12 protein-coding genes are annotated in these 26,361 nt (G+C 47.7%); 3 read left to right on the top strand and 9 right to left on the bottom strand.

The features are described 5' to 3' along the window. Positions 1 to 152: 152 nt before the first annotated feature. Together NG795_RS09515 and NG795_RS09510 are read right to left on the bottom strand one after the other, a co-directional pair. Entirely contained in the window at positions 153 to 1,295 is a 1,143-nt protein-coding gene (locus NG795_RS09515) for an ATP-binding response regulator (protein WP_367288419.1), read from the bottom strand. 719 nt (positions 1,296 to 2,014) lie between these two features. Further along, positions 2,015 to 4,582, bottom strand: coding sequence for a PAS domain S-box protein (locus tag NG795_RS09510; protein ID WP_367288418.1), 2,568 nt, complete (start codon positions 4,580 to 4,582; stop codon positions 2,015 to 2,017). Positions 4,583 to 4,813: 231 nt separating this feature from the next. Here NG795_RS09510 and NG795_RS09505 point away from each other — a divergent pair, with 231 nt between their 5' ends. The 3 genes from NG795_RS09505 to NG795_RS09495 all read left to right on the top strand — a co-directional run bounded on the left by NG795_RS09505 (position 4,814) and on the right by NG795_RS09495 (position 8,022). Continuing rightward, a complete protein-coding gene (locus tag NG795_RS09505) occupies positions 4,814 to 6,193 on the top strand; it encodes a hypothetical protein (protein WP_367288417.1) in 1,380 nt (459 codons plus the stop codon). Positions 6,194 to 6,333: 140 nt separating this feature from the next. Then, positions 6,334 to 6,984, top strand: coding sequence for an OmpA family protein (locus NG795_RS09500; protein WP_367288416.1), 651 nt, complete (start codon positions 6,334 to 6,336; stop codon positions 6,982 to 6,984). 51 nt (positions 6,985 to 7,035) lie between these two features. Next, positions 7,036 to 8,022 carry a M48 family metalloprotease gene (locus tag NG795_RS09495; RefSeq protein WP_367288415.1) on the top strand — a complete coding sequence of 329 codons (987 nt, stop codon included), beginning with the start codon at positions 7,036 to 7,038 and terminating at the stop codon, positions 8,020 to 8,022. 206 nt (positions 8,023 to 8,228) lie between these two features. Here NG795_RS09495 and NG795_RS09490 read toward each other — a convergent pair whose 3' ends face one another. From NG795_RS09490 to NG795_RS09460, 7 genes are all read right to left on the bottom strand, one after another. Then, positions 8,229 to 13,241 (bottom strand): WD40 domain-containing protein, encoded by a 5,013-nt coding sequence (locus NG795_RS09490; protein ID WP_367288414.1) that lies wholly within the window; start codon positions 13,239 to 13,241, stop codon positions 8,229 to 8,231. A gap of 3 nt (positions 13,242 to 13,244) precedes the next feature. Beyond that, entirely contained in the window at positions 13,245 to 14,624 is a 1,380-nt protein-coding gene (locus NG795_RS09485; protein ID WP_367288413.1) for a P-loop NTPase fold protein, read from the bottom strand. 776 nt (positions 14,625 to 15,400) lie between these two features. Beyond that, the gene (locus NG795_RS09480; RefSeq protein ID WP_367288412.1) at positions 15,401 to 15,646 is read right to left on the bottom strand and encodes a hypothetical protein; all 246 of its coding nucleotides are present in this window, start codon (positions 15,644 to 15,646) and stop codon (positions 15,401 to 15,403) included. An 874-nt stretch (positions 15,647 to 16,520) separates the two neighbouring features. Then, positions 16,521 to 23,309: an AAA family ATPase gene (locus NG795_RS09475; protein ID WP_367288411.1), complete on the bottom strand. Its 6,789-nt coding sequence runs from the start codon at positions 23,307 to 23,309 to the stop codon at positions 16,521 to 16,523. 855 nt (positions 23,310 to 24,164) lie between these two features. Next, positions 24,165 to 24,758, bottom strand: a complete 594-nt coding sequence (locus NG795_RS09470; RefSeq protein WP_367288410.1) for a phycobilisome rod-core linker polypeptide — start codon at positions 24,756 to 24,758, stop codon at positions 24,165 to 24,167. A gap of 126 nt (positions 24,759 to 24,884) precedes the next feature. Beyond that, positions 24,885 to 25,397 (bottom strand): globin family protein, encoded by a 513-nt coding sequence (locus NG795_RS09465; RefSeq protein ID WP_367288409.1) that lies wholly within the window; start codon positions 25,395 to 25,397, stop codon positions 24,885 to 24,887. A gap of 289 nt (positions 25,398 to 25,686) precedes the next feature. Further along, a complete protein-coding gene (locus NG795_RS09460; protein WP_367288408.1) occupies positions 25,687 to 26,361 on the bottom strand; it encodes a GvpL/GvpF family gas vesicle protein in 675 nt (224 codons plus the stop codon).

The raw sequence follows: 26,361 nt of genomic DNA, 5'->3' as shown, positions 1-26,361 counted from the left end.
TTAAGGGAAACAAAATTCTTTCCTAATTTTACCTTAATTGGTTAGGACATTGGCAAAAAATTTATCGGAATATCCAGGGAATTCAGCCCGCTGGAAATGAGCCGCGATGCCTCACCCCGAGGATGGCCCAGGCTGAGTTAAATTAAACCGGGCTAGAACAGTTCAAAGGGTAAGCTAACCGTAAATGTAGAACCCCTTCCCACCTCACTGTTAACCTGAATCGTCCCGCCTTGGACATCCACCGCATTTTTGACAATGGCTAAACCTAGGCCCGTCCCGGAGATCCCCTCTGTATTAGTGGCGCGATAAAAGGAAGTAAATAAGCGTTCTCGTTCGGACGCAGGAATCCCGATTCCAGAATCCTGAATCCGAAAAATCACCTGATTAGAGTCCACCGTTAGGTCAAATTGAACCGGGCCGCCATTGGGAGAATATTTAATCGCATTTGAGAGCAGGTTGGTCAAAATTTGTTCCAGGAGATTGAGGTCTAAGTACACCGGATAGGACTTGACCTGGCTCACAAATATTAATTGAATGGAATTAGCTTTTGGGGAGCAGTGATTATCCAGTTGAATTTGAAACTCAGCGACCAACTTTTGGCAAAATTGGGGCAGATCAAACCAACTGGGGTTCAATGGGGTGGGTTCCGGGGATTCCTGATGCCAGAGTACCAGCAGATCATTGAGGATTTTATTCATTCGTCCCGCAGACTCTTTGATTTTGCGGTTCATATCCCGTTTTTTCGCCTCGCTCAATTCCTCAGCCAATTTGTCCATCAAGTTTGCTGAGGCTAGAATGGTAGTGAGGGGATTGCGTAATTCATGAGAGAGCATTGAGATAAATTGAGATTTAATTTCTCGGAGTTCGCGCTCTTGTTTTAAGCAGGACTCCATAGCCATTTCATTTTTTTTGCGCTCGATCGCGTAGAACATTGAGCGGGTGATCATGCCTCCACTGACTAACCCTTTCACCAGGTAATCTTGAGCACCTTCCCGGACTGCTGTAATCGCCAGTTGTTCATCATTCAACCCCGTCAGGACCACAATGGGGAGCGTGGGGGCTTTTTCCCGCAGGGTCATAAGGGTTTGCAGTCCTTGACTATCCGGAAGTGAGAGGTCTAACAGGATAACTTGGACGGGATCGCGATCGAGTTTAACGAGGGCCTCTGCTAATCGCACCACATGAGTCACATTCCAAATCTGACTCTCCTGGCTCATTTCTAAAATGTCCTGGAACAGTTCGGCGTCCCCCAAATTATCCTCGACTAATAGGATATTTATCAATTCTCGATTCATAGTGCTTCTCCATTAAATTGGGTAAACTCTCAAAGGGGCTTGCAGGTGGATCTAGTCGGGAAGAATCCGCGAGATAGGGCCTCTCCATCAATTCGGTGATCGGGTGAGTTAACGCTTCGGCACTGCCGATTTGAGAGTCAAGAGAGAGTCAAAAGAGAGTCAAGAGAAATCTGGATTGATATCAGTCTGAGCGGAATCATATTTTGACGACGAGGAAAGGGCCCTTTTAATATCTCTGGGAAAAGGGGTCACTGTCGTTCGGTTTTCCCGCCTTTTTTTACTGGGGAGAGATTAATTTGCCCAATAGCTGGTCTGGTGTATGTCTGATTAACCTGGGACCTTTGCTCTGGTAAGGGTTAACCACCCCTAAAGATATTTCTTCTGGGTTTTAAACCCGGGGATTTTTCTCTTTCTGTTTTGATTCCGGTTATTAAAAGGAGTTTGGCTAAAAATTTTAGCATCGAAAGGGTAAACTTTCAAGTGTGTTTAGACTAAAATCGGTGGCAACAGCCGAGGAGGGTAGACTGATGCCCTCTGTAGCAACGACGTATTTCAGTCCTGGACATCGCGGCAGGGTCCGGGTTGAAACCTAATCTATGCCCCTGCTGTTTTTTCTCCAGTATCCGGTTCGCGATCGCCTCCCGGGTTCGCGTCTCCCTCGGGTTAGGGCCGCCATCCTGGATCAAGAGTTAGAGTGGGTTAAGGGTTGCGGATAGAAATCATTCCTCAATGGGGCTAGAATTAGCCAAAGTAAAGTAGAAAATTGCCCCGCGATCGGGTTCAGATTCAACCCATATATGACCCCGATGGCGTTCGACAATGCGCTTACAAATGGCTAATCCAATTCCGGTCCCGGGGTATTCCTCGCGGGTATGCAACCGTTGGAAAATTTGAAAGATGCGATCGCCATGTTTGGGGTCGATGCCAATGCCATTATCCCGCACGGAAAACAACCATTCTCCTTCCCGATAATGGGCCTCAATTTGCACCTTCGGAGGTTGCAAGCCCCGATATTTAATCGCGTTAGCAATCAAGTTTTGAAATAACTGGAGCAATTGAGTTTTATCCCCAAAAACCTGGGGTAAATTATGCCAAGTGATCCGAGCATCACTTTCACGAATAGCGATTTTTAAATTAGAAATAGCCCGAGTCATAATTTCATTAGAATCCACAAAATGGAAGGATTTGCCGTGAGTTCCCACCCGGGAATACTGCAACAAATCATGAATCAGTTGCTGCATCCGAGTTGCACCATCCAGAATATAAGCAATGTATTTCTCCGCTTTAGCATCGAGTTTTTCCGGGTAGCGCAGAGCTAATAATTGAGTATAACTAGCAATCATGCGGAGGGGTTCCTGTAAATCGTGAGAGGCAATATAGGCAAATTGCTCTAACTCCGCATTAGAACGGGCTAAATCGGCGGTATGTTGGGCAAGTTCTTTTTCAATGCGCTGGCGATCGCTGATATCCCGGGAAGCCGCCTGAATTTTGACCACCTCCCCTGTCTCCTGATGACAGATAGCCTGTGCATTCGTCTCAAACCAAAGATAATGTCCGTCTTGATGACGAAGCCGGTAAACCAACTGGAACGGACCCAATACTTCTAAAACCGCCCGATGGGAAATTTCTACATCGGGGATATCATCGGGATGTATCCACTCATAAGCTGAATGTCCGATTAATTCAGAAGGGTTATACCCCAGCAGGGTGAAGCAGGAAGGGGAAACATATTGATATACTCCGTCAGGACTATGAATACAAATCAGATCCGTGGCATTTTCAGCTAACAACCGATAGCGAGTTTCACTCTCTCGAAGCTGGACCTCTGCACGAATGCGATCGGCAATTTCCCGTTCCAACTGTTGATTCGTGTTTTGAAGTTGCGCCGTGCGGCGCTCAACTAACTCCTCCAATTGTTGACGATATTCCACCAATTCTGCCTCGGCTCGCTTGCGAAGACTAATATCTAAACCCATCCCGAGAATTTGCTTTGCAGTCCCTTCCGGGGTACGCGAAAAGATAGTATCCCGACTCACTAACCAGTGCCATTCTCCCTGAGAATCCCGCATCCGATATTCGGTTTCAATAATCTCTCCATCCTGAGCTGAGATTAATTTTATCTGATTTTCTACCACCCTAGGCCAATCTTCCGGATGAATCGAATTCTGCAAAAAATCCGGCCCCATATTTTGAATCTCTTGGGGAAGGTAACCGAGAATTTCATCGAGATGTTGGTTAGAATAGATATTCCGATTTTCTAGCAAGTCATAAAGATATAAAATCGTGGGGGTCGCATCAGCAATTTGTTGAATCAACCGCTGATTTTCCCACAGGGCATTTTCCACCAACCGTTGCTCGGTGATATCTTGATTGACAAACATTGCACCCACCATCACCCCCGATTGATTTCGTAACGGCATCGTCGAGTTGAGAATTGTTTTGCGCTTGCCGTTAAAATCTTCAATGTCAATTTCTTCATTCAAGATACTTTGTCCCGTTCGCAAGGTTCGGGATAATGCCCATTCTTCACTAGAGAGTTGCTTTCCTGTATCGGGCCACCATCCTTTATATTCATGATAGTGGTCCATTCCCACATATCGAGCACCGCCCCAAATTTTTTGACCCGCTGGATTTCCTTGCAGGATCGTCCCATTGGCATCAGTAATCCAGACCCCAAGGGGCAAGGTATCTAAGACACTTTGTAATCTTTCTTGACTCTCCTGGAGGGCGCATTGAGTGTAGAGGCGATCGCTATCATCCTGAATTGTCCCCAACAGATAAAGCGGATTTCCCTGACTATCCTTCAAAACACAGATGCATAGATGCACCCACAAAATCTCCCCATTCTTGCGAATCAACCGTTTCTCTGTTTGATAGCGGGAAATTTCTGGGCGCTCATTCATTTGTAGGAGAAATTCTCGGTCCTTTTCCCCCTCTTCTGGGACAGTAATCTCCCCAAAAGTCAGGGCCGCCAATTCTGAATCAGAATAGCCCAATAGATGACAAAAAGTGGGATTAACTTGCACAAACTCTTGCGTCTGCCAATGGATTAAAACCATCCCAATCGGTGCTTTTTCAAAAATATTTTTGTATATTTCGTCACTTTTTTGTGAGGCTGCGCCGCTCTCTTGCTGAACCCGAGCATTTGTTAATTCCGCTTGCTTATGTTCTAACGCCAATTCCAACGCCTCACAACGATGCTGTGCCAATGCAAGCTGTTCTTGAAGGGATTGAGTGAGGCGATCGCCCGCCTCAAAATCCATTGGTCCCCGATTCTGATTCGTCATAAAAACCCCCTTGTGCCCCATTTCCCGGGTTAAATTTTAACATTCCCTGTTGACAGCGGTTCATATAGGGGAGACCATCATGAAAAGGGTTATTTCAGGAGAGGGGATGAATATTACGGGTTTCTAAGGAACACAGACAAGGGACCGAAGTAAGACTGGCTTGCTGGGGTAAAATCCGGTTGCGCTGTTGAGCGATCGCACTCATTGAAGACACTAGACGCAGAGGACTCTATGCCACTTCCTGTAGTTTGGAGCATCATTTGGAATAATACCGTATTTCATGGGTTAGTTTTATTGGTATTTCTCGTCGCTGTTGTCGTCGAGATTTATCAAACCCTGCACTATCGCCAAGAGACTCAAGTTGTCACTACGGCTTTAGGGTTTTTAAACACCTGGCGACGGGATCAAAAGCCCGTTCCCACTCCCCGGATTTCACTTTGGCTATCCGACCATATTTTCCTGGATAACTATCAAAAACCAATTCAGCACAACGGTTACTTTATTTTACAACATTATCCCCAAGTTTTACAAATATCTCCTCGGAGTTCTCTGCAATTTGTACCCAGTTTATGTACAGCCATCGGAATTTTAGGAACATTTTATGGCATTCAGGCGGGGTTACAAGGGGTGAGTTTTGGCGTTACCCAGTCGTCGGATTTGTTAGCAGCAATTCAAGCCCTGTTAATGGGGATGAGAACTGCATTTTCCAGTTCTTTGATGGGGTTGGGGTTGGGGAGTCTATTTACCGTGGTGTTGTTTGGGACCAATGGACTGCGCCAATCCTGGCGCGATCGCCTCCGCATCCAAATCGATCGCCTGTTTATCCTCGAACCCAATCCTAGCGCCCTCAGCATCGCCGAAATCTCTCAAACCCGGGTGGAGGGACAAACCATTGCCACGGAACTCACCCCCATCTTGGAGAAGATTTCCACTGCATTAGAGGCGATCGCCGCCAAAGAGAATCCCCACCCCACAGCAGCGGAAAATTCAGCAGTGTTCCAGCAACTCTCCCAAACCCTAACCACCCTATCCCAGGACTTCCATCGGCTGCTTGGGGTGATAGAAACCCAACACCGAGAAACCGGCGATCGCCTGGAAAAAATGAGCCGCCAACTTCAGGAAACCTTGCAAAGTAACCTCCAACAAACCCTCCGCGATCGGGCGCAACTCGAACAGCAAATGCTCGAACAACTCCACCAGCGCACCTTAGAACTTTTAACTCAAGCAAGTACCAGCTTTCAGCAACAATCTCATACCTTAGAAACTGTCGGAACAGAAGCCTCCACCCTAATTCAAACCGCAAAAAATGAGCTAATCGGAGGATTGCAGGAAATGAATGAAACCTTGTTGAGTGCCAATCAAACTATGGAAAATTATTTACAGCAATGTACGGAAACCTATCAAAGCCAATTGCAAGATTTGTTTTCTCAAACGGTTCAAATGATGGAGTCTCAACGCCGAGCCTTTCGCCAGAATACCGCCGATGCCGCCAGTACCTTTCAGGGGTTGCGAGAGGCATTGGAGGCGTCTCTGGACCATCGGGTTCAAATTGAAAAAACGTTGTTGGAAGAGTGGCGAAATGGGGTAGATTCGAGAAAGTCAGAGTCCTAATTGGTGGGTTATGGGATGGTTTTTGGGGACTGGAGGCAGAGCCTCCGAAATGTGTGACTCGGCTTCAGCCCAGTCACGATATTATGGGCCAAGTCACGAGAAATGGGCAGATTTTTTGTTGGAATTTCCGGGATTAATTTATGCTTAATTTTAATCAAACCCCTGTGAATATCGAAGAAGAACAGACGGATAACTCTAGCTTTTACCTAGCCATTGGAGATTTAATGTCAGGAGTCTTGATGGTATTTGCTTTGCTATTTATCACAACCCTGCTGCAACTCCAGGAAGCGAAAGAGCAATTATCTCAAGAACGGCGCATTTTTGTGGGAGAACTGGTGGGACATTTGAAAGGCAATGAAATCGATGTCAAAGTGAACGAAGAAACCGGGGAAGTGAGTGTGCGAGAGGCGATTTTATTTGATGAAGGGAGCGCCCAACTGAAACCCGAGGGAAAGGCAGAATTGAGTAAATTTATTCCCCTGTATAGTCAATTAATTTTTTCCCATCCAGATTTTGAGCGAGAAATTTCCCGGGTGATTATTGAAGGTCACACGAGTTCTACAGGGTCTTATGAAGCGAATATGGAATTAAGTCTGATGCGAGCGTTGGCGGTGACGCGGTATATTTTTTCTTCTGAACTCCAGTTTGCGAGTAAAGCCCAATTAACCCCAAAAATTATGGCGGCTGGACGGGGAGAAATTGAGGCAGAACCGGAGTATGATAATCCAGGCGATCGCAAGGTGGTGTTTCGATTCCAGTTCCGAGGGGAGGAAATTGGCACCCTGGATTAAAGCGGTATTCACCCCCAGAAATCCCCAACAGCATACCCCTGGGGGGAATCTATGCCAGAGGACAGAGGAAGAGTTCATACAAGGGATAGAGTTGCGATCGCCTCCTTTATTGCCAAACTAAGAGGAATAAAAAGCAACAGCTATAATGGCATCACCTTTATGTTAAACAATCAAGTTAAAACAGCAGCATTACTGGGACTATTAAGCGGTCTTTTAGTATTGGGAAGCTATGCGTTAATGGGCAACGAGCAGGGCTTAATTTTTGGATTAATTTTGGCCGCTGTGAGTAGTTTGAGTTCCTGGTATTTTTCCGATCGCGCCGCATTAATGGCTTATCGGGCTAGACCAATGGAACGGCAGGAAGACCCGGAATTGTACGATATGGTCGCTCGATTGTGCGATCGGGCCGAAATCCCCATGCCGAAACTGTTTACGGTCCCCACCCAAACCCCGAACGCCTTTGCCACCGGGCGCGATCCCAACAATGCTGCGGTTGCCGTCACCCACGGACTGAGAAAACTCCTCACCCCAGAAGAACTTGAAGGAGTTTTAGCTCACGAACTGACCCACGTCAAAAACCGCGACACCCTCACCCAAGCCGTCGCGGGAACCATTGGCGGTGCAATTACCTTTGTGGGACGGATTCTCACTTTTGGCGCGTTATACGGTCCCGTCACCCGAGACAATCGCCAAGGGGTCAACCCCCTAGGATTATTGTTCCTGGTAGTTTTAGCACCTCTATCTGCCGGATTAATTCAGATGGCAATTTCCCGAACCCGAGAATTTGCAGCAGATATCGGTTCAGCAGAAATCACCCAAAATCCCTTAGCTTTAGCCAGTGCCTTAGAGAAATTGGAAGCAATGGGACGACAAATTCCCATGAATGGCAATCCGGCATTTTCTCCGTTATTGATTGTCAATCCCCTTAATGCCAAAGGATTACAAGCCTTATTCCGAACTCACCCCCCGACGGAAGAACGGATTGCGCGTTTGCAAGAAATGGCGCAGCAAAAGCAACGGACTCCTGTTTTGGCGTAATTTAGATTAACCCCACCCTAACCCTCCCCTTGCCAAGGGGAGGGGACCGGAGAATCACCCTGAACGTAAAAAACTACTTTTGTAAGGATGGGGGAGATTGGGTTTTGTCGGTTAATCCAGCAGACTGGAGATAATCCTCGAACTTAGCAATCCTCATCCCCCATCGTGTAAATATTCCTTCAGTGCAAATCCGTGAAATCAGTGGTTTACTCCTTTGTATCCCACAATTCAAACCCCTCCTCATTCTTCCCCAAAATCTGATCGCACACTGCCCGATCGCCTTCTCTCACCCGGGAATTATTCTCCAAATAATCATCCACCCACAGGCAACTGCGGGTTAATAAATCGTCCAGGTTTAAGTTCCATAAAATCACAGTTTTATCCTTACTGGAAGAGGCCAAAGTTTTACTATCCGGACTGAAACTCAGACTCAAAACTGCATCGTTGTGACCTTCCAGGGTGGCGAGCGCCTTGCCGTCTTTGGTCCAAAGTTTCACCGTCTTATCCTCACTCGCCGTCGCCATCAGTTCTCCATTGGGACTATAAGTCACCCAGTACACGGACCGAATATGTCCTTCTAGGGTGGCGATCGCCTTGCCGTCTTGACTCCAAATTTTTACCGTTTTATCCTGACTCGCGGTGGCAATCTGTTTTCCATCCGGAGAGAAGGTCACACTATAGACCTCCCCCTGATGTTCCCCGATGGTTCGCACCAGTTTCCCGTTTAAATCCCAGAGTTTCACCGTCCCATCTCCCCCAGCAGTGGCAATCCGTTTACCATCCGGGGAAAAGGTAACGCTATTTAGGGAATTTTCATCCGCCCGAAATGTGCGAAGTCGTTCTCCCCTCTTACTCCACAAAATTGCAATACCGTCCCCACTGACGGAGATCACCTGTTGTCCATCGGGACTGAAATCGATGCCTAAAACTCGGTCCTGATGACCCTCTAAAGTCGCGACTAAATCCTGTTTGGATTTACTCCAGAGTTTCACCGTGTTGTCAGCGCTTGCCGTGGCAAAGAGTTCGCCATCGGGACTAAAACTCAGGTTCCAAACGGCATCCTTATGTCCGATTAAGTCGGCAATTTTATTCCCGTTGGGTTCCCATAGCATGACCGTGTTATCTTTGCTGGCGGAGCCGAGGACTCGGCCATTGGGCGAAAAAGCCACCACCAAAACTTCATCGGTATGTTGCCGAAATCCTGGAAGTTCTCGGGGAACACTGTTCCAGAGTTTCACGGTGTTGTCCAGACTGGCAGTCGCGATGGTTTTGCCATCGGGAGAAAAGCTCACACTCCAGACTTCATCGCGATGTCCTTGGAGGGTATCCGTTTCCACCCATTGCTTTGTTTGGGGGTCCTGACGCCACAATTTGGCCGTGCGATCCAGACTGGCGCTGGCAAGGGTAGTCCCATCGGGACTAAAATTAACCCCGAATACCGCTTCTGTATGTCCGCGCAAGGTGGCGATTTCGGTACCGTTGCGCCTCCAGAGTTTCACAGTTTTGTCGATGCTACCGGAGGTGAGGGTTTGTCCGTCTGGTGAGAAACTCACACTGGTTACCCCTTGTTCATGGCCGGTAAAAGTGGCGATCGCATTGCCGTTAATGTCCCACAGTTTGACTGTGTTATCTAAACTGGCAGCAGCGATCGTCTGTCCATCGGGGGAAAACCTCACTAACAAAATCGGTGCCTTCTCCGTATTAATGGTGCGGAGTAACTGTCCCTGGAGGTTCCAGAGTTTAATGGTTCTATCTTGACTGCTGGAAGCCAGGATTTGTCCATCGGGACTGAAGCTGGCGCTGGTGACGCCGAAACTGTGGCCCCTGATGGTGCGGATTAAGGTACCATCCCGCTGCCAAAGTTTGATAGTCCCATCGATACTGGTGGAGGCGAGGGTTTGTCCATCAGGACTGAAGGCGACTCGGGTCACGGCCTGTTCATGACCCGTCAGGGTCTGCACTAAGCGACCCTCAGCGGTAAACAGTTTAACGCTTTTATCCGCACTGGCAGTGGCAATCAGTTCCCCATCGTTGGAGAAGGTGACGCTGACTACACTGTTTTTATGTTGTTCTAAACGGTTGACTTCTCGAACAGTATAGGCCAGTTGTAAGACATTGACGATCTGCATTTCCAAGGACGAAGGCGATCTCATGGTGAAGGGCGATCGGATGATTTCGGCGGTTTTCTGCCCCACCTGAAGACTATTCACCAACGCGCCAAATTCGTTGTTCAGGCGCAATGCTTCCGAAGATAAATTTTTGGCTTCCAGTTCAGCAATCTCAGCCTTGAGGCTTTTAGAAAAGGTTTGCCAGCTTAACAAACCAAACCCAGCAACCATGACCGCTAGGATCCAATTCAGTTTAGTTTGGATTTGCTTGGCTTTTTCTTTGGATTGGGTTAATTCCGCCTGAACTTCTTTCTCGCGATGGAGTTGTAAATTCGTCGCTTGTAACTCTTTATTTTTTTCTCGTAACCCTTTTAATCCGGCTTGGATGCGGTCTTGTTCCCGGATAAACTTTACTAAATAATCATGAACTAACTGATATCGGCTTTCCGGAAGTTCCGGCAGGACAAACACTAACCCCGCCTTTTCTAAGATTTTTAAAATCTTTTCTAAATCATCGGGATAGACCGATAATTCTGGGGTTAAATCTGCTAATAATTCGGCTTGCTTTTTCAGGGGACGAATGCCACTTTCTTCCGTGAGGAAATACAGCAGCAACCGCGCTGTATATTCATTTTCCGGGCCGCAGTCTGCGATCGCCTCTTCTAAAAAGCGCTGTACCAGTTTCTCTTTCGGTCCAGATTGCCGATATTGCGCTAAGGTGGTGATGTTCTCCGCTTGCAGTTGAGCACCGACCACCTGTAACTCAATCGGACGCACCTCGCCAACGCGATCGGCCAGGTCTTCAACTAATTCTTCAATTAAGGCCGGTTCTAAATAAAATTGAGCGCGTTGGGTCAAGCTTTCAATCACTTGTCGCGCTTTCGCCTGGGACAGATTTCCCAGGTAATAGCGGAACTTTTTATTCAGGATATCTTGATCCACCACCTCCAGATTCCCGAGGCGTTCACATTCCAGCAAATAATGTAAGTAATCTTCTCGTAAAGAAAAGATTACTTTCACAAAGGGCACATTGACACAGGCATTTAAAAATTGATAAAATTGCTGTCTCTGACCGGGGTCAGTTTCCACAAAAAAGAATTCTTCAAATTGGTCAAAAATTAAGACGGTGAGTAAATTGCGCTCGTTATTGCGATGCAGTTCCTCTAGTAATTCTTGAACCTTTTCCGAGAATTGACTGGCATTGAAATCGAGGTTAGGGGTGGGATTTCCCGTTAATCGGCCCGAGTCATCCCGGTCAAATCCAGACTCTTCTAGTCCTCGTTGGATGCCTTGCTTTAAGCCCGTCACCCAATCGGTGTACACTTGCAGAAGAACCGGGAAGGCGTTTCTGGCGGCGATCGCCGTTTGTTTGAGGACCGGCACTAATCCCGCTTGAACCAGGGAACTTTTACCCACCCCGGAATGACCGTGAATCACCGTGAGTCGGTAGTCATTCCGACCCAAGCGTTCGATTAAGCGATTCACATCCCCTTCCCGTCCCGATGTGGCAATTTCCACGGGAACATGAGTGGGTTGAACACTCACCATCAAGGAGGGATTTAAGGTGTGCAGGCGCGCTTGGAGACGTCCGGCCCCAATAAACGCGCGTAAGCCAAACTGAGCCTCGACTGCCCGAAGTTTTTGCTTGATTTCAAAGGCTTTGAGATATTCCGACTGCTGAAAATATAGCGATCGCAACTCATCTAAAATCCGGCGATATAACTGTAAGTCATACTGCGGATCGGTCAGATGTTCGGCCCGGTGCAAGTGAGCGATCGCCTGTTCCCCCTGACCGAGGTGAGCAAAAGCCCGGGCCAACAGCAGTAAATATAACCCATCAGGCCGGGGAATCAGCACATCGGGGGCATGGGAGAGGACCTCTAGGGCGCGTTCGGCAAAATTCCGCGCTTTTTCCCACTGGGACTGCTGCAACGCCACCTCGGCCAAAAATCCATAATCCCGGGCCAACTCCTGGGGTTTGCAATGCTGATGCAAAGTTATCGATTTTTTGGCAACAATCGATAACGCATCCCATGCCTGTAACCGCTGCAAAATCTCACCCAGTTGTCCGATAAACTTGGCGACTAATTCCTGATGTCTGGACTCCTCAAAGACGCGCACACATTCTTCTAAATAATATCGGGCCTCTTGTAAATGCTGCTGTTCCTGGGGTTGATCCAGTTGTGCCTGACGACAGTAACAAAGTCCGATGTGAAACAACACCACCCCCTGTTGCAAGTAATAGCGCAAGGGTGGCATCTCCCAAATCAGGGGAGAGGGGTCAGAAGTCATGGGAATGAAGGGCATGGGCTGGCGATCGCCCCGGGCAATCGAGTCTTTCTCGCCGTTGGAGTGGGAGGAACTGGGGATTTGTTTTTGCCAAAAGGCCAAGCTTTGGTGATAGCATTTTAAGGCCAAATCCAGACGATCGCTGGCATAATCATCGCGACCTAGCACAAACTGTAAACTCGCTTCCAATTCTGGCAGCAACTGCACCTGGCGATCGCTTAATTCTTGTTTGGCAAATCCCAATTCTAGGCAGTTGCGAGCCCCGAGAATCGTGGAGTTGGGAATAAAGTTGAGGGAACCCCGTTCCACCACCTCGGAGAATACCCGATCGACACTGATGGCGATCGTCTCGATCGCCGCCGTTGTGGAGAGAGAAAACTCCGTACTGGTGGCCCAACTTTCAAAGTCCGGGGCCACCCGAATAAAGCTTTTTAAAACCCGGTCATCCACCCAAAAGACAATCGGAAAGGGAAAGTGCTTTCTAAACTCTTCTCGAACCTGATTGGCCGCCATAAACAGGCGATCCAAATCACTGACCGATTCGAGTCCAAAGACCATTAATGCCTCGGGTTGTTCGGTGCCAATTTCATCTTGGATGGTTTTGTACAGCGTCCGCACAGAAGTGGACAGATGAAGTTCTCGAATATCTACAGAGACGGAATCATGTAGGTCTGCGGTCACGCGATCGCGCAAACTAGCATAGTTACACCGCGCCAAAATCAAGGAAAACTGCCCTTGAGAAAAGGAAATTGCCCGGTGTAAAACCTTTAAAGATTGTTCATTGCGCCTGAGTTCGGCGTCGTCATACTGTAGATTCATCATGGTTCAACCGTCATCGTGGGTCTTGGGTACTCGACTCGGGATTTTAGGCAGGGGAAAAGACGAAGAGAGGGCTTCTTTTTTGGATTGGGCTTCTGCCAAAATGGGGTTAATATCAAACCAACGACCGGAGTCGCGATCGCGGTATTCAAACACGAACATACTTCGCAATAAATGTTGATAGGCGGCCTCGCCTCTAACATTTTTGGTCTCATGTACTTGATTGAGTAGTTCCCAATCCGTCGGGGCGATCGCCAGTACCAAGTCGTTCCGCCGTTCCGAAATGACAGTTTCAATCGTTTCTCGACCAAAAGGCGGGTCTTCTTGTTGTAAACACCGATAGATCAACCCCAATAAATTTCGCACATGGCCGCCACTAATCCGGCACAAGCGGTCTAAGGTTTCCGCACTATCAAAGACTTGGGTAATGAAGTCTAGGCGTTCTGGGGGGGTCAGTTCGGGAAATGCCCGGGCCAGGACCATTTGCCGGAGTAACTCTAACCCTTCCTGAAAGTCTTGCCCATCGCGCGATCGCACAGGCACCATTGGCAGCACTTTCGGGGCAACCCCTGCCCCCAATCGGCTTTTGAGCGCTTCGGATTCATGGGAAAACATTAAAGACAGAGGAATCGTATAAACTAAATGACATTTAAGCTTGCGAAGTTGTTCACCGCGATCAACGAATAAATATTCCGTTTGCGATCGCCCAGAAGGTAAGGGGCGATTATCCACGCGATCGAGGTTATCCACAATCACAACTAACCCCCGTTTCTCCCGCCGTTGCAACTCCTGAGTTGCCGCCGAGAGAATATCCTCATTAATCGATTGTAAAATCCCACTGGTACGCGGTTCTAAATATTGCCGTAACTGCGTTCGCAGTTTAGGACTTTCTTTCGCTTGGCTGGTAATTTGAGCAATAGAAATGGCTAAATCTGCCGTGGGATCAATATCAATGGGCGCTTGCCAGACCTCAGTAATTTCTTTAAACAACTTAGTAAAATAGCTAGAGGTCAGCGGAATTCCACTGACTGCCAAATTTTCCGTCACCTGTCTGGCGATCGCCAGCAAAATATCAGAAATATCCACATCGGCCATTTCCAAGTCCCGAGAGGACTCAAAATACACCACATGAAATTCTGCCTCTTCCAATTGAGACTTTAACCGTAACAACTCCGTGGATTTTCCACAGCCAATATGTCCCGTAAATAACTGACAAGTGGGAACATCCGGAGACAATCGGGTAATGGTTCTGCCCAACTCCTCAATAATTTTACCCCCTCGGACCCCGGAGAAATCAATATAATACGGTCTATCCTCCGGATTTCCAATGGATAACGTCTTACTGGGGTTACACGCTTGATAAAATTTTCTCAAATTAATTTCCATCACCCTTGCCCTTGGTTTTTGAACTGGGTAGAAGCCACTAATCCCCTGAAAGAAAAACCGAAAACGTCAACACTTCTAAGATTAACAGCAAATCGGTTTTTTTCCCATCAGGGATTTTTCGACCGGAAGACCGCCCCTACCCTAGTTACTTCGCCGTACTCCTGGGCAGAAACCCACCCCATTGGGGTATGGGTACAGCGGCCAGACTATCGGGTTTCCTCATAAAATCTCTACCTAGTCGTCACAAATCTGGACCAGACACCCCGGTTTCTGATGTGACGGGTTATAATCCTCAACCCCTGCCTTGCGGGGTTTCCCCTCTGTCCAGTCTCCGTTGGTCACAGGGACTCCCAGTTTCGGGTATTCAGATTCAGTTCTTTGCACCTGGGATGCAAGCTGTAGAGGCTTTCTTCCACGCCACCACTTGCCTTCTATTTCCTCAAAAGAGCAGTCGTACCAGTCTTCTAATAGAGGTCCCTTCAATTTTTTGATCCCGAGAGACCGGGATGCTTTTATTGCTCTCAACTCAATTTAAACGGGATTAGATCGTCTTGTCTACACCCCGGACGGCGCACTCACCCCTTACTGTCTATTTCCGAGGTTTCTGCATCTGGAAAACTGCCGCCATTTTGCCCTAGTCCTGCGAACACTTATTCAGGGTACGAGTCCGCCCCGGGTTATCCCTATTTCCTAGGTTCCTGCTCAAATTTCTACCCTTCCTGGTGAAGCGATGAATTATCCCTGAATGAATCAACCGTGATCCAGTGACTCGGATCTTATTTGCAAATCCCTAATAACTCGCATTTTCCCGGTTGTTCTCCCCTAGCTGCCACCAATAGTTCCAGTGACCTAGGTTCATCCTGAGTCACCTCAGAATTCGGTTGCTGCCATAACAAAAGTTCAGGGTCAGCAGACTTTAACATTCCATCTCTAGCGAAGGTATTGGTGCCAGTCGTGACCAGAACGGGCAGGGCGAATAATAGACTTAACACTTTGGCATTCATCAGTTTGGTATTCATCATCTCAATCATCTCCTGGGATAGGTTACGCACCCTCTTTTATTCCTCGACTTTTTTATGGTTACTTAAGTTGCTATTTCTGATTATCTTTCCCAAGGTCAGGATTTTTCATCTGCCCGGGGTTAAGACCTAGAAATACTCGAATTCAGGAAAAAAAATCGGCAAATTCACTGATTTTTTTAGGCTTCCTCCGGTGGAGGAAGCCTGTCGCTTCAGGGAAGGCTTTTACACCTTTCGGCGTCCTCGCCCTTGCAGTCCTCCTCAATCCAACTCCCTTAATTTTGCCCTTGTTTACATCCAAAATTGGAGGAATAGAGTGACAGTTTTGACAATGGATTGTCCCGTTGCGTTCACACTCCTCCTGGAGAGGGATCCTACCACCCTCTACCCGGGATAACCTTGACGCCAGTGCCGGTAATCCATTGGTTTTTCACCGCCCCATCTGATCCGGTCTGAGGCGATCGCACTTCGACTCGCCACTGAGGACAGGACGGGATGTGGCACAGTCTTCGCCCACAAATTAACCACGCTTACGGAACTCTACCTTTATTGTACCAAAAATGGAAATTCCCCAAACCTAACAATATAAAATTAACCCCCCTCATCGGCTAAATCAAAGGGAATCATCTCCCCGTCACTTGAACTCTGGTGGGTTACCTCCCCTAAAAATGGCCGAACTCCTACCCCAAAGGTTAGAAACCGCTTTTCTTCCGACCCTCTGGAGCAATTAGCCGTCAATCGGGGTGAGAAACCCGGTTTGTGGTCCCCTAGCGCTCAGTCTTAAGGCATCCTCAGAACTGAGCCTTTCCATCCCCCTGTCTGGCTCACTCTACAAGGTCATTCCCAAAAATCCGGGCGGGTACTGTAAAAAGCAGGATTATAATTTTTCATTGACATTCAGCGGATCTAACCCCTCCCAGACTTTCGAGATGCCATGTCTCAAGAAATACTCGCAACGCTCCACATAGAACCGCGCCGCTTGGTCTTGGGGATTATTTTCTAATACTTTCTTAAACAATTGATGGGCTTCTGCAAATTTTTCTCCTTGATATAAAACAATTCCGCGCTCAAATTTAGTCCGAGAACCTAGCTTAGTTTCAATCAAACTTTGAGGATAGCAATCTAGCACTTCAAACACCGCCACCGAGTCTTTTTTGCCCTTAACTTGAACTTTTCCTAAAAACCGATAGTTGTACTTGGTGGGGTCATCTAAATGAATCAAGGTTTGGCCGCTAATCACGATAGAAGCACCATACAATTTCGTCAGTCCTTCCATCCGAGAGGCCAAATTCACTGCATCAGAAATCACCGTGGTTTCCATGCGTTGTTCTTCCCCAATGGTCCCCAGCATCAAGCTGCCCGTATGTAAGCCAATCCCAATGGCGATCGGCATATAGCCGCTCTTTTGGCGATGCACGTTGTAAATCATCACCTGTTTTTGCATCTCGATCGCCGCCCGCATGGCATCTTCTGCGGTATCGGGAAATAGCGCCATCACCGCATCGCCGATATATTTATCAATAAACCCATGATGATTCCTAATCACCGGACCCACTCGACTCAAATAAGAGTTAATAAAGTTAAAGTTCTCCCGAGGAGACATCCGTTCTGAGAGGGTGGTAAAGGAACGAATATCGGAGAACAGAATCGTCATATCTTTCTGAACTTGATCCCCCAGTTGCACATCCAAAATGGTGTCATAGCCGAGGAACTGGATAAACTCTCGCGGCACAAACCGGGCATAAGCCAAGTTAATTTTAGACAGTTGGATGTGCATTTTAATCCGCGCCAACAGCTCATTTTTAGAGATGGGTTTAGTCAGATAATCATTGGCCCCGGATCCAAAGGCTTCCATCATGTCCGAGGCTTGATTTCGGGCGGTTAACAACACCACAGGTAACTCATTAGCGGGGAACTTTTCGCGAATCCGCTGACAGACTTCATAGCCGGTCATTTTCGGCATCATCACATCTAGCAAAATCAAATCGGGTCGCAAGCCATTTTCTAGTTCAGCTAAGGCTTCGGGTCCATTACTTGCCGTGGCGATCGCATAATTTTCTAAAGATAAATGATTGACCAGCACTTGTAAATTAATCGGTTCATCATCCACGATTAAAATTTGGAACTCGCCATTACTGCGGGTCCGCCACCCTTCCACCGGGGCGATCGGTAAGGCGATCGCTGCCATCTCTTCTTCCTTGACAACGGGTTCGGAGGGTTCAGGCATGGGAATTTCTGGGGTCTGAACCTGGTCCGCCGAGATGGGGAGGGTAAAGGTAAACCGAGACCCTTCTCCCACTCCAGACTCCACCCAGATTTTCCCCTCATGGAGTTCCACCAGTTGCTTGGCGATGGACAATCCTAACCCCACAGACCCATAAGCGCGGAGTGAGGTCCCATCCCTTTGCTCAAACAGTTCAAAAATCTGACTTAACTTACTTTGGGTAATCCCAATCCCCGTATCCGATACGGTAATTGCTAAATATAAATGTTCGGTTTCCGGATTCATTGCCGGACGAGTCACTTTGCCCTGGAGGATGGAACGGGGATATCTCACACGACTCCATCCCCCATCCTCTGTGTCTCCGTCCTCGTCTTCGGTCATCAGTCCTTCTTGTCCCGACAACACCGTTGCCGAAACTTCCACGGTCCCGGAATCTGTATATTTGATGGCATTCCCGACTAAATTATGTAAAATCTGCTGGACGCGGTTTTCATCGGCATCCACCAAGGGAACATCTTTCCCCACGGCATTTACCAGTTGCAGGGATTTCCCTCCAACTAAGGGTTGACAGATCGTGAGGACGACATTGGTAATTTCCCGCATTCCCAAGGGTTTAAGGTCAAGTTGGATATTTTTATGCTTGAGCTTGGAAAAGTCGAGCAAATCCTGCACCAATTGCGCCAGAGTTTGACCACTAGAGACGACGAGGGACAGATTAGCCCGTTGCAACTCGCTGAGGTCTCCGGTGGCCCCATCTAACATAGATTCGGTAATGCCGATAATTCCATTCAGGGGAGTGCAGAGTTCATGGGAGGTACTGGCGAGAAATTCATCTTTGAGGTCATCGAGGTCTTGCAAGGCCCGATTTTTGGTTTCTAACTCTTCCGATGAGGTGAGTAAGTTGGTATAGAGGCGGGCATTTTCAATCGAAATTGCTGCTTGGGAGGAGAGGAGTTTGAGCACTTCCAAGCGGTCCGGGGTAAAGGCCCCGGTGGTGATGTTATTTTCTAAGTACAGAATGCCGATGAGTTTGCCCTGATGAACGATAGGCGCACAAAGGATGGATTGGGGTTGATAGTCGATAATATATTGGTCATGGATGAAGCGTTCCTCGGCGATCGCCTCTTTAATCACCACGGATTCCTGAGTCCGGGCGACATAGTTGATGATAGTCAAGGGTAGGCGACTGCTGTTTTCCACCGGGATATGTTGGCCGATCATCACCTCAGTTTCGTGGGTGGTTCCGGTGGCCTCAATATAAAGTTTATTCTGGGTTTCTAAGATTAAAGAGATGGTCTCTGCTCCCGCATTTTCCATGACAATTTTCATCAATTTTGTGAGCAGATTATCCAGGACAATTTCCCCATTAATGGCAGCGGAGGCTTTAACAAAGGCGGTTAAATCGAGTAAACCGGCATGAGAGCCAGTGGTGGTGGAAATAGTGGTGGTGGTGCTCATGACTCCCCCTCCCCCCTGTCCCTCCAGACTTCCCCGGGCGATGGAATGGGAATAGGCGGCATCGAGGTCGCTGACTTTGCGAGTGGCCCCCCAGCGCAGATAGGCATAATAGGCTTCGGTGATATAGGTGGAGGTGATTTTATCGAGGTTGAGTTGCTGATAAAATTCTCCTGCCCGTTCGCAGGCGATCGCCGCTTCATGAATGTAGCCATATTTGCGGGCGGATTTGATGGCGCGATCGTAATGGGTCATCGCCGCCACTTTTCGTCCTAAAACCCGGGCTTTTTCCGCCTCAACCAATTCATACTTATGTCGATAGTTTTGTGGCGCGTGTAAAGCCCATCGCTTCATTTGGCGTTGGGCTAGTTGGACCCGCGCCAACGCTTTGATTTTCTGGACGGGTGTCCCTTGGGGATAGAGAGCAAGTAAGGCTAAAGACTGGTAAAAATTGTGTTCATTAACACTGACCAATCCCACCACACCCTGTTGATAATTCTCCGCTAAGGCAGCATAATAAACCGCCTGTTCATATTCTCCAAATAAATAACATAAGATAGTTTTGGCCAGATAGGCCGCAAACACTGACATGGTATTGTTGGATTCAATCAAGGTGGGGAGCAGGGTTTCTTCCTCAAAGCTCTCTCCACTCAAGAGGCAGGGATTGGGTAATTCTCCTTGTAAGTTGAGTATGAATTGTCGCCAAATCCGCGCATAATGGACATGAAAATCTAGTTTGAGTTGGACCATCCAAGCAATATAATGGTCAGACTCGGCAGCCACTGCCTCTAGGGGTTCTCCCCGAAATAAATTATGATTGCAATAATGCAGGGCCGCGTGTCCCGCCCATTCGATATCCCCGGTTTCTAAGCCCGCATTAAAGGCATTTTTTAAGGGGTCGATGGTATCCTGAAGGGAAATTTTGGCGTGTTTGATATGGGCATAGACTAAATCTCCCACCTTCGCTTTCATGGTTTTATCGTCAAATTGCTCTAGCAGTCGTAAGGCGAGTTCACCACTGCGATCGCCTCCCTTAATATCCGACCAAGAACCATACAACAGCACCCCATAAAACCCGTAGGCAAAGGCAGAAAGCACAGAATTTCCATGTTTTACACAGAGGTCTATCATGGTGTAGACTACCAGATGCAGCATATTGACTGAAGAGACATAAGCTGCTGGGGTCATAGCGACTAAAATTCTCATGGCAGCCAACTGTTGCGGATTGCTGATATGTGGCAACGCCGCTAAATCTTCAAGGGTCTTGTTTTTGAGAATCCATTTGGTGCGGATTGCTCCCCAAATCCGATGGAATTGATTCGGCTGTTTCGGCAGGGTGATTCCCAGCAGTTGCAGGACCATCCCCCCGGTATTGATAGCCTTCTCCATTTGATTCTGAGACACATAAGATTGAATTTTCTTTTCGTAGATATCAATCTTTTCTAATAAGGTTCGGGTATTTTTGAGAGCATCCTGGGCCAGGTGGTTGGCTCGGGCGTAATTGGCAACTAAATATTCGGCTTCAATTAATTCATTGTAGAGATTTAAGGTGAACTCATAGCGGGAAATCCAGGTATCTTCGGGGAGTAACTGAAGGGATTTGGATAGATATTTAACCGCATTTTCATAAGCCATTGTCGTCTTGGCTTTTTGACCGGCTAGGAAATTGAGGTGAGCGATTTTACTGTTTTCCGACTGAGAGGCAATTAAACTCAAGCCAATGTTCAAATGATTGACAATCTCGAATAATTTTTCTTCCCGTTCTTCGGCGGTGCAATGTTTGAGGAGGAGTTTTCCAACTTTGAGGTGAACCTGTTGTTTCCGCTCCTCAGAAATCAGAGAATAGGCGACCTGGGCCACGCGATCGTGCAAGAACTGATAGGCGACCACTAAGTTATCTACCGGCAAGGCAACGGGTTCCTCATGGCCAAAAATTAAGGGGATTTTATAAGTATTGGCGATGGGTAAAATTAACCCTTGCTGTACCGCTTCCTGGAGGTCTGTAGCGGTAGCGGAGAGGGATTTTTCATTGACGAGGGCTAGAATATCAATATAAAATATATTCCCGATACAAGCGGCAACTTGTAAGGCATTTTGGGTAGATTCAGGAAGCTGTTGAATTTTGTTGACCATTAAATCCACCACATTATCCGTGATGGAAAGTTGCTCAATTCGGGGGAGATCCCACTCCCAACGCCCTGCACTGAGGTTACAAACCAGTAGATTATCTTGGATGAGGGACTTGAGCAGCATCCTTACGAAAAAAGGATTGCCATGAGTTTTCTGGTAAACGAGTTCTGCTAGGGGTCGCGATCGCACCGTGGGACAGCTGAGGGTATCGGCAATCAGTTGGTTAAGACATTCGATATTTAAAGGTTCCAGGGCGATCGGCGTTATCCGCACTCCGGACTGTTGAAACCGCCGAATCATTTGGAGTAACGGATGGCGAGGGCTATCGATTTCGTTTTCGGGATAGGCACCAATGAGTAACAAACATTGGCGATCGGATGCACTGACGATCGCCTGTAACAGGGTCATCGATGCCGCATCCGCCCAATGTAAATCATCTAAAAATAGCACCAGAGGATGGTCTTGAGTCGTAAAAACGCTCAGGAATTTTTGAAAGACAACACTTAAGCGATTCTGGGATTCTGAAGGGGGTAGAACCGGGACCGGGGGCTGTTTGCCAATAATCAGTTCCACCTCCGGAATCAGGTCAATAATGACTTGACCATTTTGGCCCAGTTGCAATAAAATTTGCTCTCGCCATGCGGTAATGCGGTCTTCACTTTCGCTTAAAATCAAGCGAATTAATTGCTCGAAGGCTTCAATCAGTCCCCCGTAGGGGATATTGCTTCTATACCGCTCAAATTTGCCCGAAATAAAATAGCCGGTTTGTCGGTTCAGGGGTTGGGGCATCGCCTGAAGTAGGGCCGATTTTCCCACCCCGGAATAGCCGGAAATTAGAACAATTTCACAGGATGAGGAGGGGAGTTCGCCGGTTTTGTCCGGTCCTGAAATGGCGGAAATGACCGGCGCTTGGCGGCGGATTCTCCAGTAGGCTTCTTGGAGAAGCGCCAGTTCGCGATCGCGCCCATAGAGTTTTTCAGAAACGAGCAGTTCCCCGGATAAATCCGCCGTCCCTAGGGCGAATTTCGCGATTTTGCCCGTTTCGTTCAGTTGCGTCAAACAGGTGACCAGATCCCCTTTGAGTCCATAAGCACTTTGATAGCGGTCTTCCGGATTTTTTGCCAACAGTTTCATCACGATATTAGAAACTACCCGGGGAATTTCTGGTTTAACTTCCGTGAGGGGACGGGGATTTTTGGCTAAATGGGCATGGACAATTTCCATCGGGTCTGTCCCTTTAAAGGGCAGTTCCCCCAGGAGCATTTCATAAAAGGTCACCCCAAGAGAATAAAAGTCGGACCGATAATCCAGTTCACGATTCATCCGCCCCGTTTGCTCCGGGGACATATAGGGCAAGGTTCCCTCGATCGCCCCGGGATTGATGCCCTTTTGTCCGATGGAAATACTAAAATCTGTAATTTTGACTTGCTGGGTTTTTCCCTGAATAATAATATTTAAAGGATGAAGATCGCGATGAATAATATGGGCGTTATGAATTTCCCCTAAAATTTCCGTCAGTTGGATGGCAATCTGTAAAAATTCTTTTAAATTTAACCGAATTCCCGTCAAATAGTGTTTGAGAGAAACCCCGCCCATATCCTCTAGGACGAGGGCAAGCTGATTATATTCAAAGGTTTCCAAGGCATACACCTTGATGATCCCAGAACTGTTCAAATTTCGCGTAATTTCATATTCATGGTGAAGTTTAGCCAGTTCCTCCGGAGTGGGGTACTCGGCTTTGAGCAGTTTGAGGATCACTCGTTGGTCGTCGAGTTCTCGTTGAGCTCGATAAACAATGGTGTTGACACCTTCGTAAATTTTTTCAATGATGGTGTAGCCTTTAAGCGAGATCGTCATGAGTCTCAACAATAGTCGATAGGTAGGCGTTAGAATGAAAAAGGTTTGATCCCCAGTTCAACGGTGGGTTGTTGTCACGGACTTACCCCCCTTTACGGCTCAATAACAACTGAGACAATCGGCGGAGGTAGACCCTTGATTTGCCCGGTTTGGATTTTGTTTCTTCACAGGGGATGTTTGGTGACACCCCATTGATACCGACTCTCCTCATTGAATCATCGCGCCCCACCCCAGGGCCATCGTTATGGAGGCTCACCGCTGAATCGGACCCAAACGGGTTCTTTTGACCTGAGCGAAACAATCCGGCGTCATTTACCCAGGCGTAGAGAACATCAATCCTGAGAAAACCACTGTAGAAGCTGCACCTCTTTGCCCTCAAAATGTGGATTAATCCATCGGTGTCATAAGAATCTCTATTGTTTATGATAAGACGCCTTCGAGAGCTTTTAGTCCCCCGTTGCTGGACTCCAGTGGGGGAAAGCAAGGGTGAGGATGAGGGCGTCCCCTTCACTTGCCACGGATTCAATGTTTTATCGCTTGGAAGGGAGGCATGGAATGGGCAAGGGAAAGCATTTTGACACAGCCGCTTTCCGCTCGCGCTTTGAATGTAGACTAACCTGATAGTTGGCCTCGGTTACAACCCTAAGCACAGGGTAGCGGTTACCACCCCCACCTGCTCACTGATTTTAAAGGTAATTTTGTGACTGTGCTAGAACCCGGGTGAAATCTTGGCCAGAAGGGGGCTAATTTTGAGGGGTTCCTGGATCAAACGGGGCGATCGCCACCCTGCCTGGATCACAAAGGGGTGCGAAAACTCGCACCCCTTTGCAGAATAGCTGACATCAGACTCCAGATTCAAGATTCCCGGACTCGTGAGGAGGGGGCCCAAGAGGGCCGACAAGTGCCTCCGGTGCAATCGAGATGGAGTTCATGCCAATACAGGGTGGGAATCGCCCATCCGCGATCGCCCGCGTGTTCCCGTCCTAACCAACGGTTTTCTAAATAATCATTCGGTGATTCATAGCGATGGGGATGCCAATAGGGAACGGTCAAGGACCCATAAACCTTGCGATACTCTTCCGAGTCAATCAAGGCCGATACCATTGCCCCCACACCATGTTCAACCAGTAACCAATCGCATTCACGGATTTCCGCTTCATCATGGGGCGATCGGCCTAAAAAATGCTTAAACGCATTCTCAATAAACTTGACGTTGGAACTTTTCTCATAGAAACTTTCCAAATAAATTGAAGAGACGGCAATACTCTTCAAAAAATGCCGAATTCCAATTTTTCCCTTGATAAATTCTTTCTCTAATCCCCCTAACTTTTTCCGTTCAAACTGATAAGGTTGCCGTTCCAAGACTTGATGATAAATTTGTCGCAGCACCCCTTCTCGTTCTTCAACGGAGGCTTTCTGCTTCATCGTCACTGGCTCTTGTAAGCTCATGGTCTGCTCCTCTATTTGGATAAACCGATTGGTATAATTGTCCCGATATATTGAGGACTGAGGCGGTTTCTGGCTCACTGAAACTGGGTCTCTAGTCCCTTGGCTTCAGATATCCCTGGGGAAATGCTAGTTGGCGATCGCCGCTTTCTGCACATTGGCCATCAGTTTCGGGGGAATATCTAAGGCCTCAATCATCCGATTAATATACGGATCAAGGTACTGATTCGCACTACTGGGTAAATGAGCATGAGTCGTTTCTTTCAAACAACGATAGGCTACCCCACAGGAATTTTGTCTCTGATAGGCCGTCAAAATATTACATTGCCACAACACCAAGGAATCATTAAAAAAGCGCGGGTCATCTTTGAGAATCGCTAAGGCACTGTATCGCATCACCTGAGTCATATCGTAATAGCAGCGCTGTCCGTGCTTCTGCATAATGTCTGGATGCAGGGACATAAACTTTTTCAAAGCATGACGAACCAGCAGGTCTCCCTTCTCTCGCAACATTTCGTAGGTTTTCACCCGTTCTCCAAAGGTTTGCAGATATCGTTTCATCCCTTGCAAATCCCCGGAACTCAGATACTGCCCCTCGTTGTCGTTAATCAGTTCTTGTAATTTTGAATTGATAGCTTGCATGGCATCCCCCTCGTCCTGAACCCAGGCCCAATTTTTATGGCTTTTCTATGTCTAGTGTTATCGATCGCAGCCCTTTCCGGCAAGGAATTGATGTAATTTTTAATATTTCCGTAAATCTGCTGAGAGGGGGTAACTAGCGGGGGCTCACAGGTGCCAGCAGCCTCTTAGGGGATTGCAAAATATAAATCATATAAAGGTTTGTAGTGACTCCTTGATTGAGTCATCTTTGAAGAAACCCCGTCAAGGGGGGACGTTGAACGTTTTGCGGGTTTTATTTTTTGGAGTTCCCTTAGACGAAATGATAAGGCGGGAGGGCATCCCCCAACTGTAACTCCCAAGCGGAACAGGTTTGCTGCCACTCTTGGAATCGTTCATAGAGTAAAGCTTCTTCCTGCTTATGAACTAACAGAAAAATCCGATGGCTTTGATCCTCCAGGTCCGAGGCGATCGCCTGGGGATACCATTGCGCCACTTGGCCGCGAATCCAGTCCCACTGGGCGGATTGCTCATTATGAAAGGCTTGGGTAGCCTGATAGCGCTGTTTTTTCGCCAGTAAATAGGCTTTGCCACGCACCTCAGTGGAAATCTCAAACTCGGGTTCAGGACGCTTAAAGCATTTTAAAATGTACTCCCCTTGACCAACAAAGCGATCGAGTTTCTCTAAATATTCCGCTTCCCGAGTAACTAAATGCTCTTGTAGCGCCTGGAGAGACCGAAATAGGGTCCCAAATCGCAGGGGTAACAGGCACTGTTGCTGAAACAATTCTCCTAGGGTGCGATCGTGGGCGACGATCGCCTGAACCAACAGCGCATCATCCCCTTGCAAGCGGTTAATATCCACATCAAGTTCCACCACAGCACAGATCTCCTTCCCGGGAACCAGTTGCACCAATTGGCCAATTCCGAGGGGGAGTTCTAACTCAACCGGGGGTGTTTTTAAAAAAGCGTAAGTGTAAACTTCCAT

The organism is Laspinema palackyanum D2c, from assembly GCF_025370875.1.
GTDB classification, from domain to species: domain Bacteria; phylum Cyanobacteriota; class Cyanobacteriia; order Cyanobacteriales; family Laspinemataceae; genus Laspinema; species Laspinema palackyanum.
Note: the sequence above shows the minus strand (reverse complement) of the source record. Positions and strands in the feature narration are given on the sequence as shown.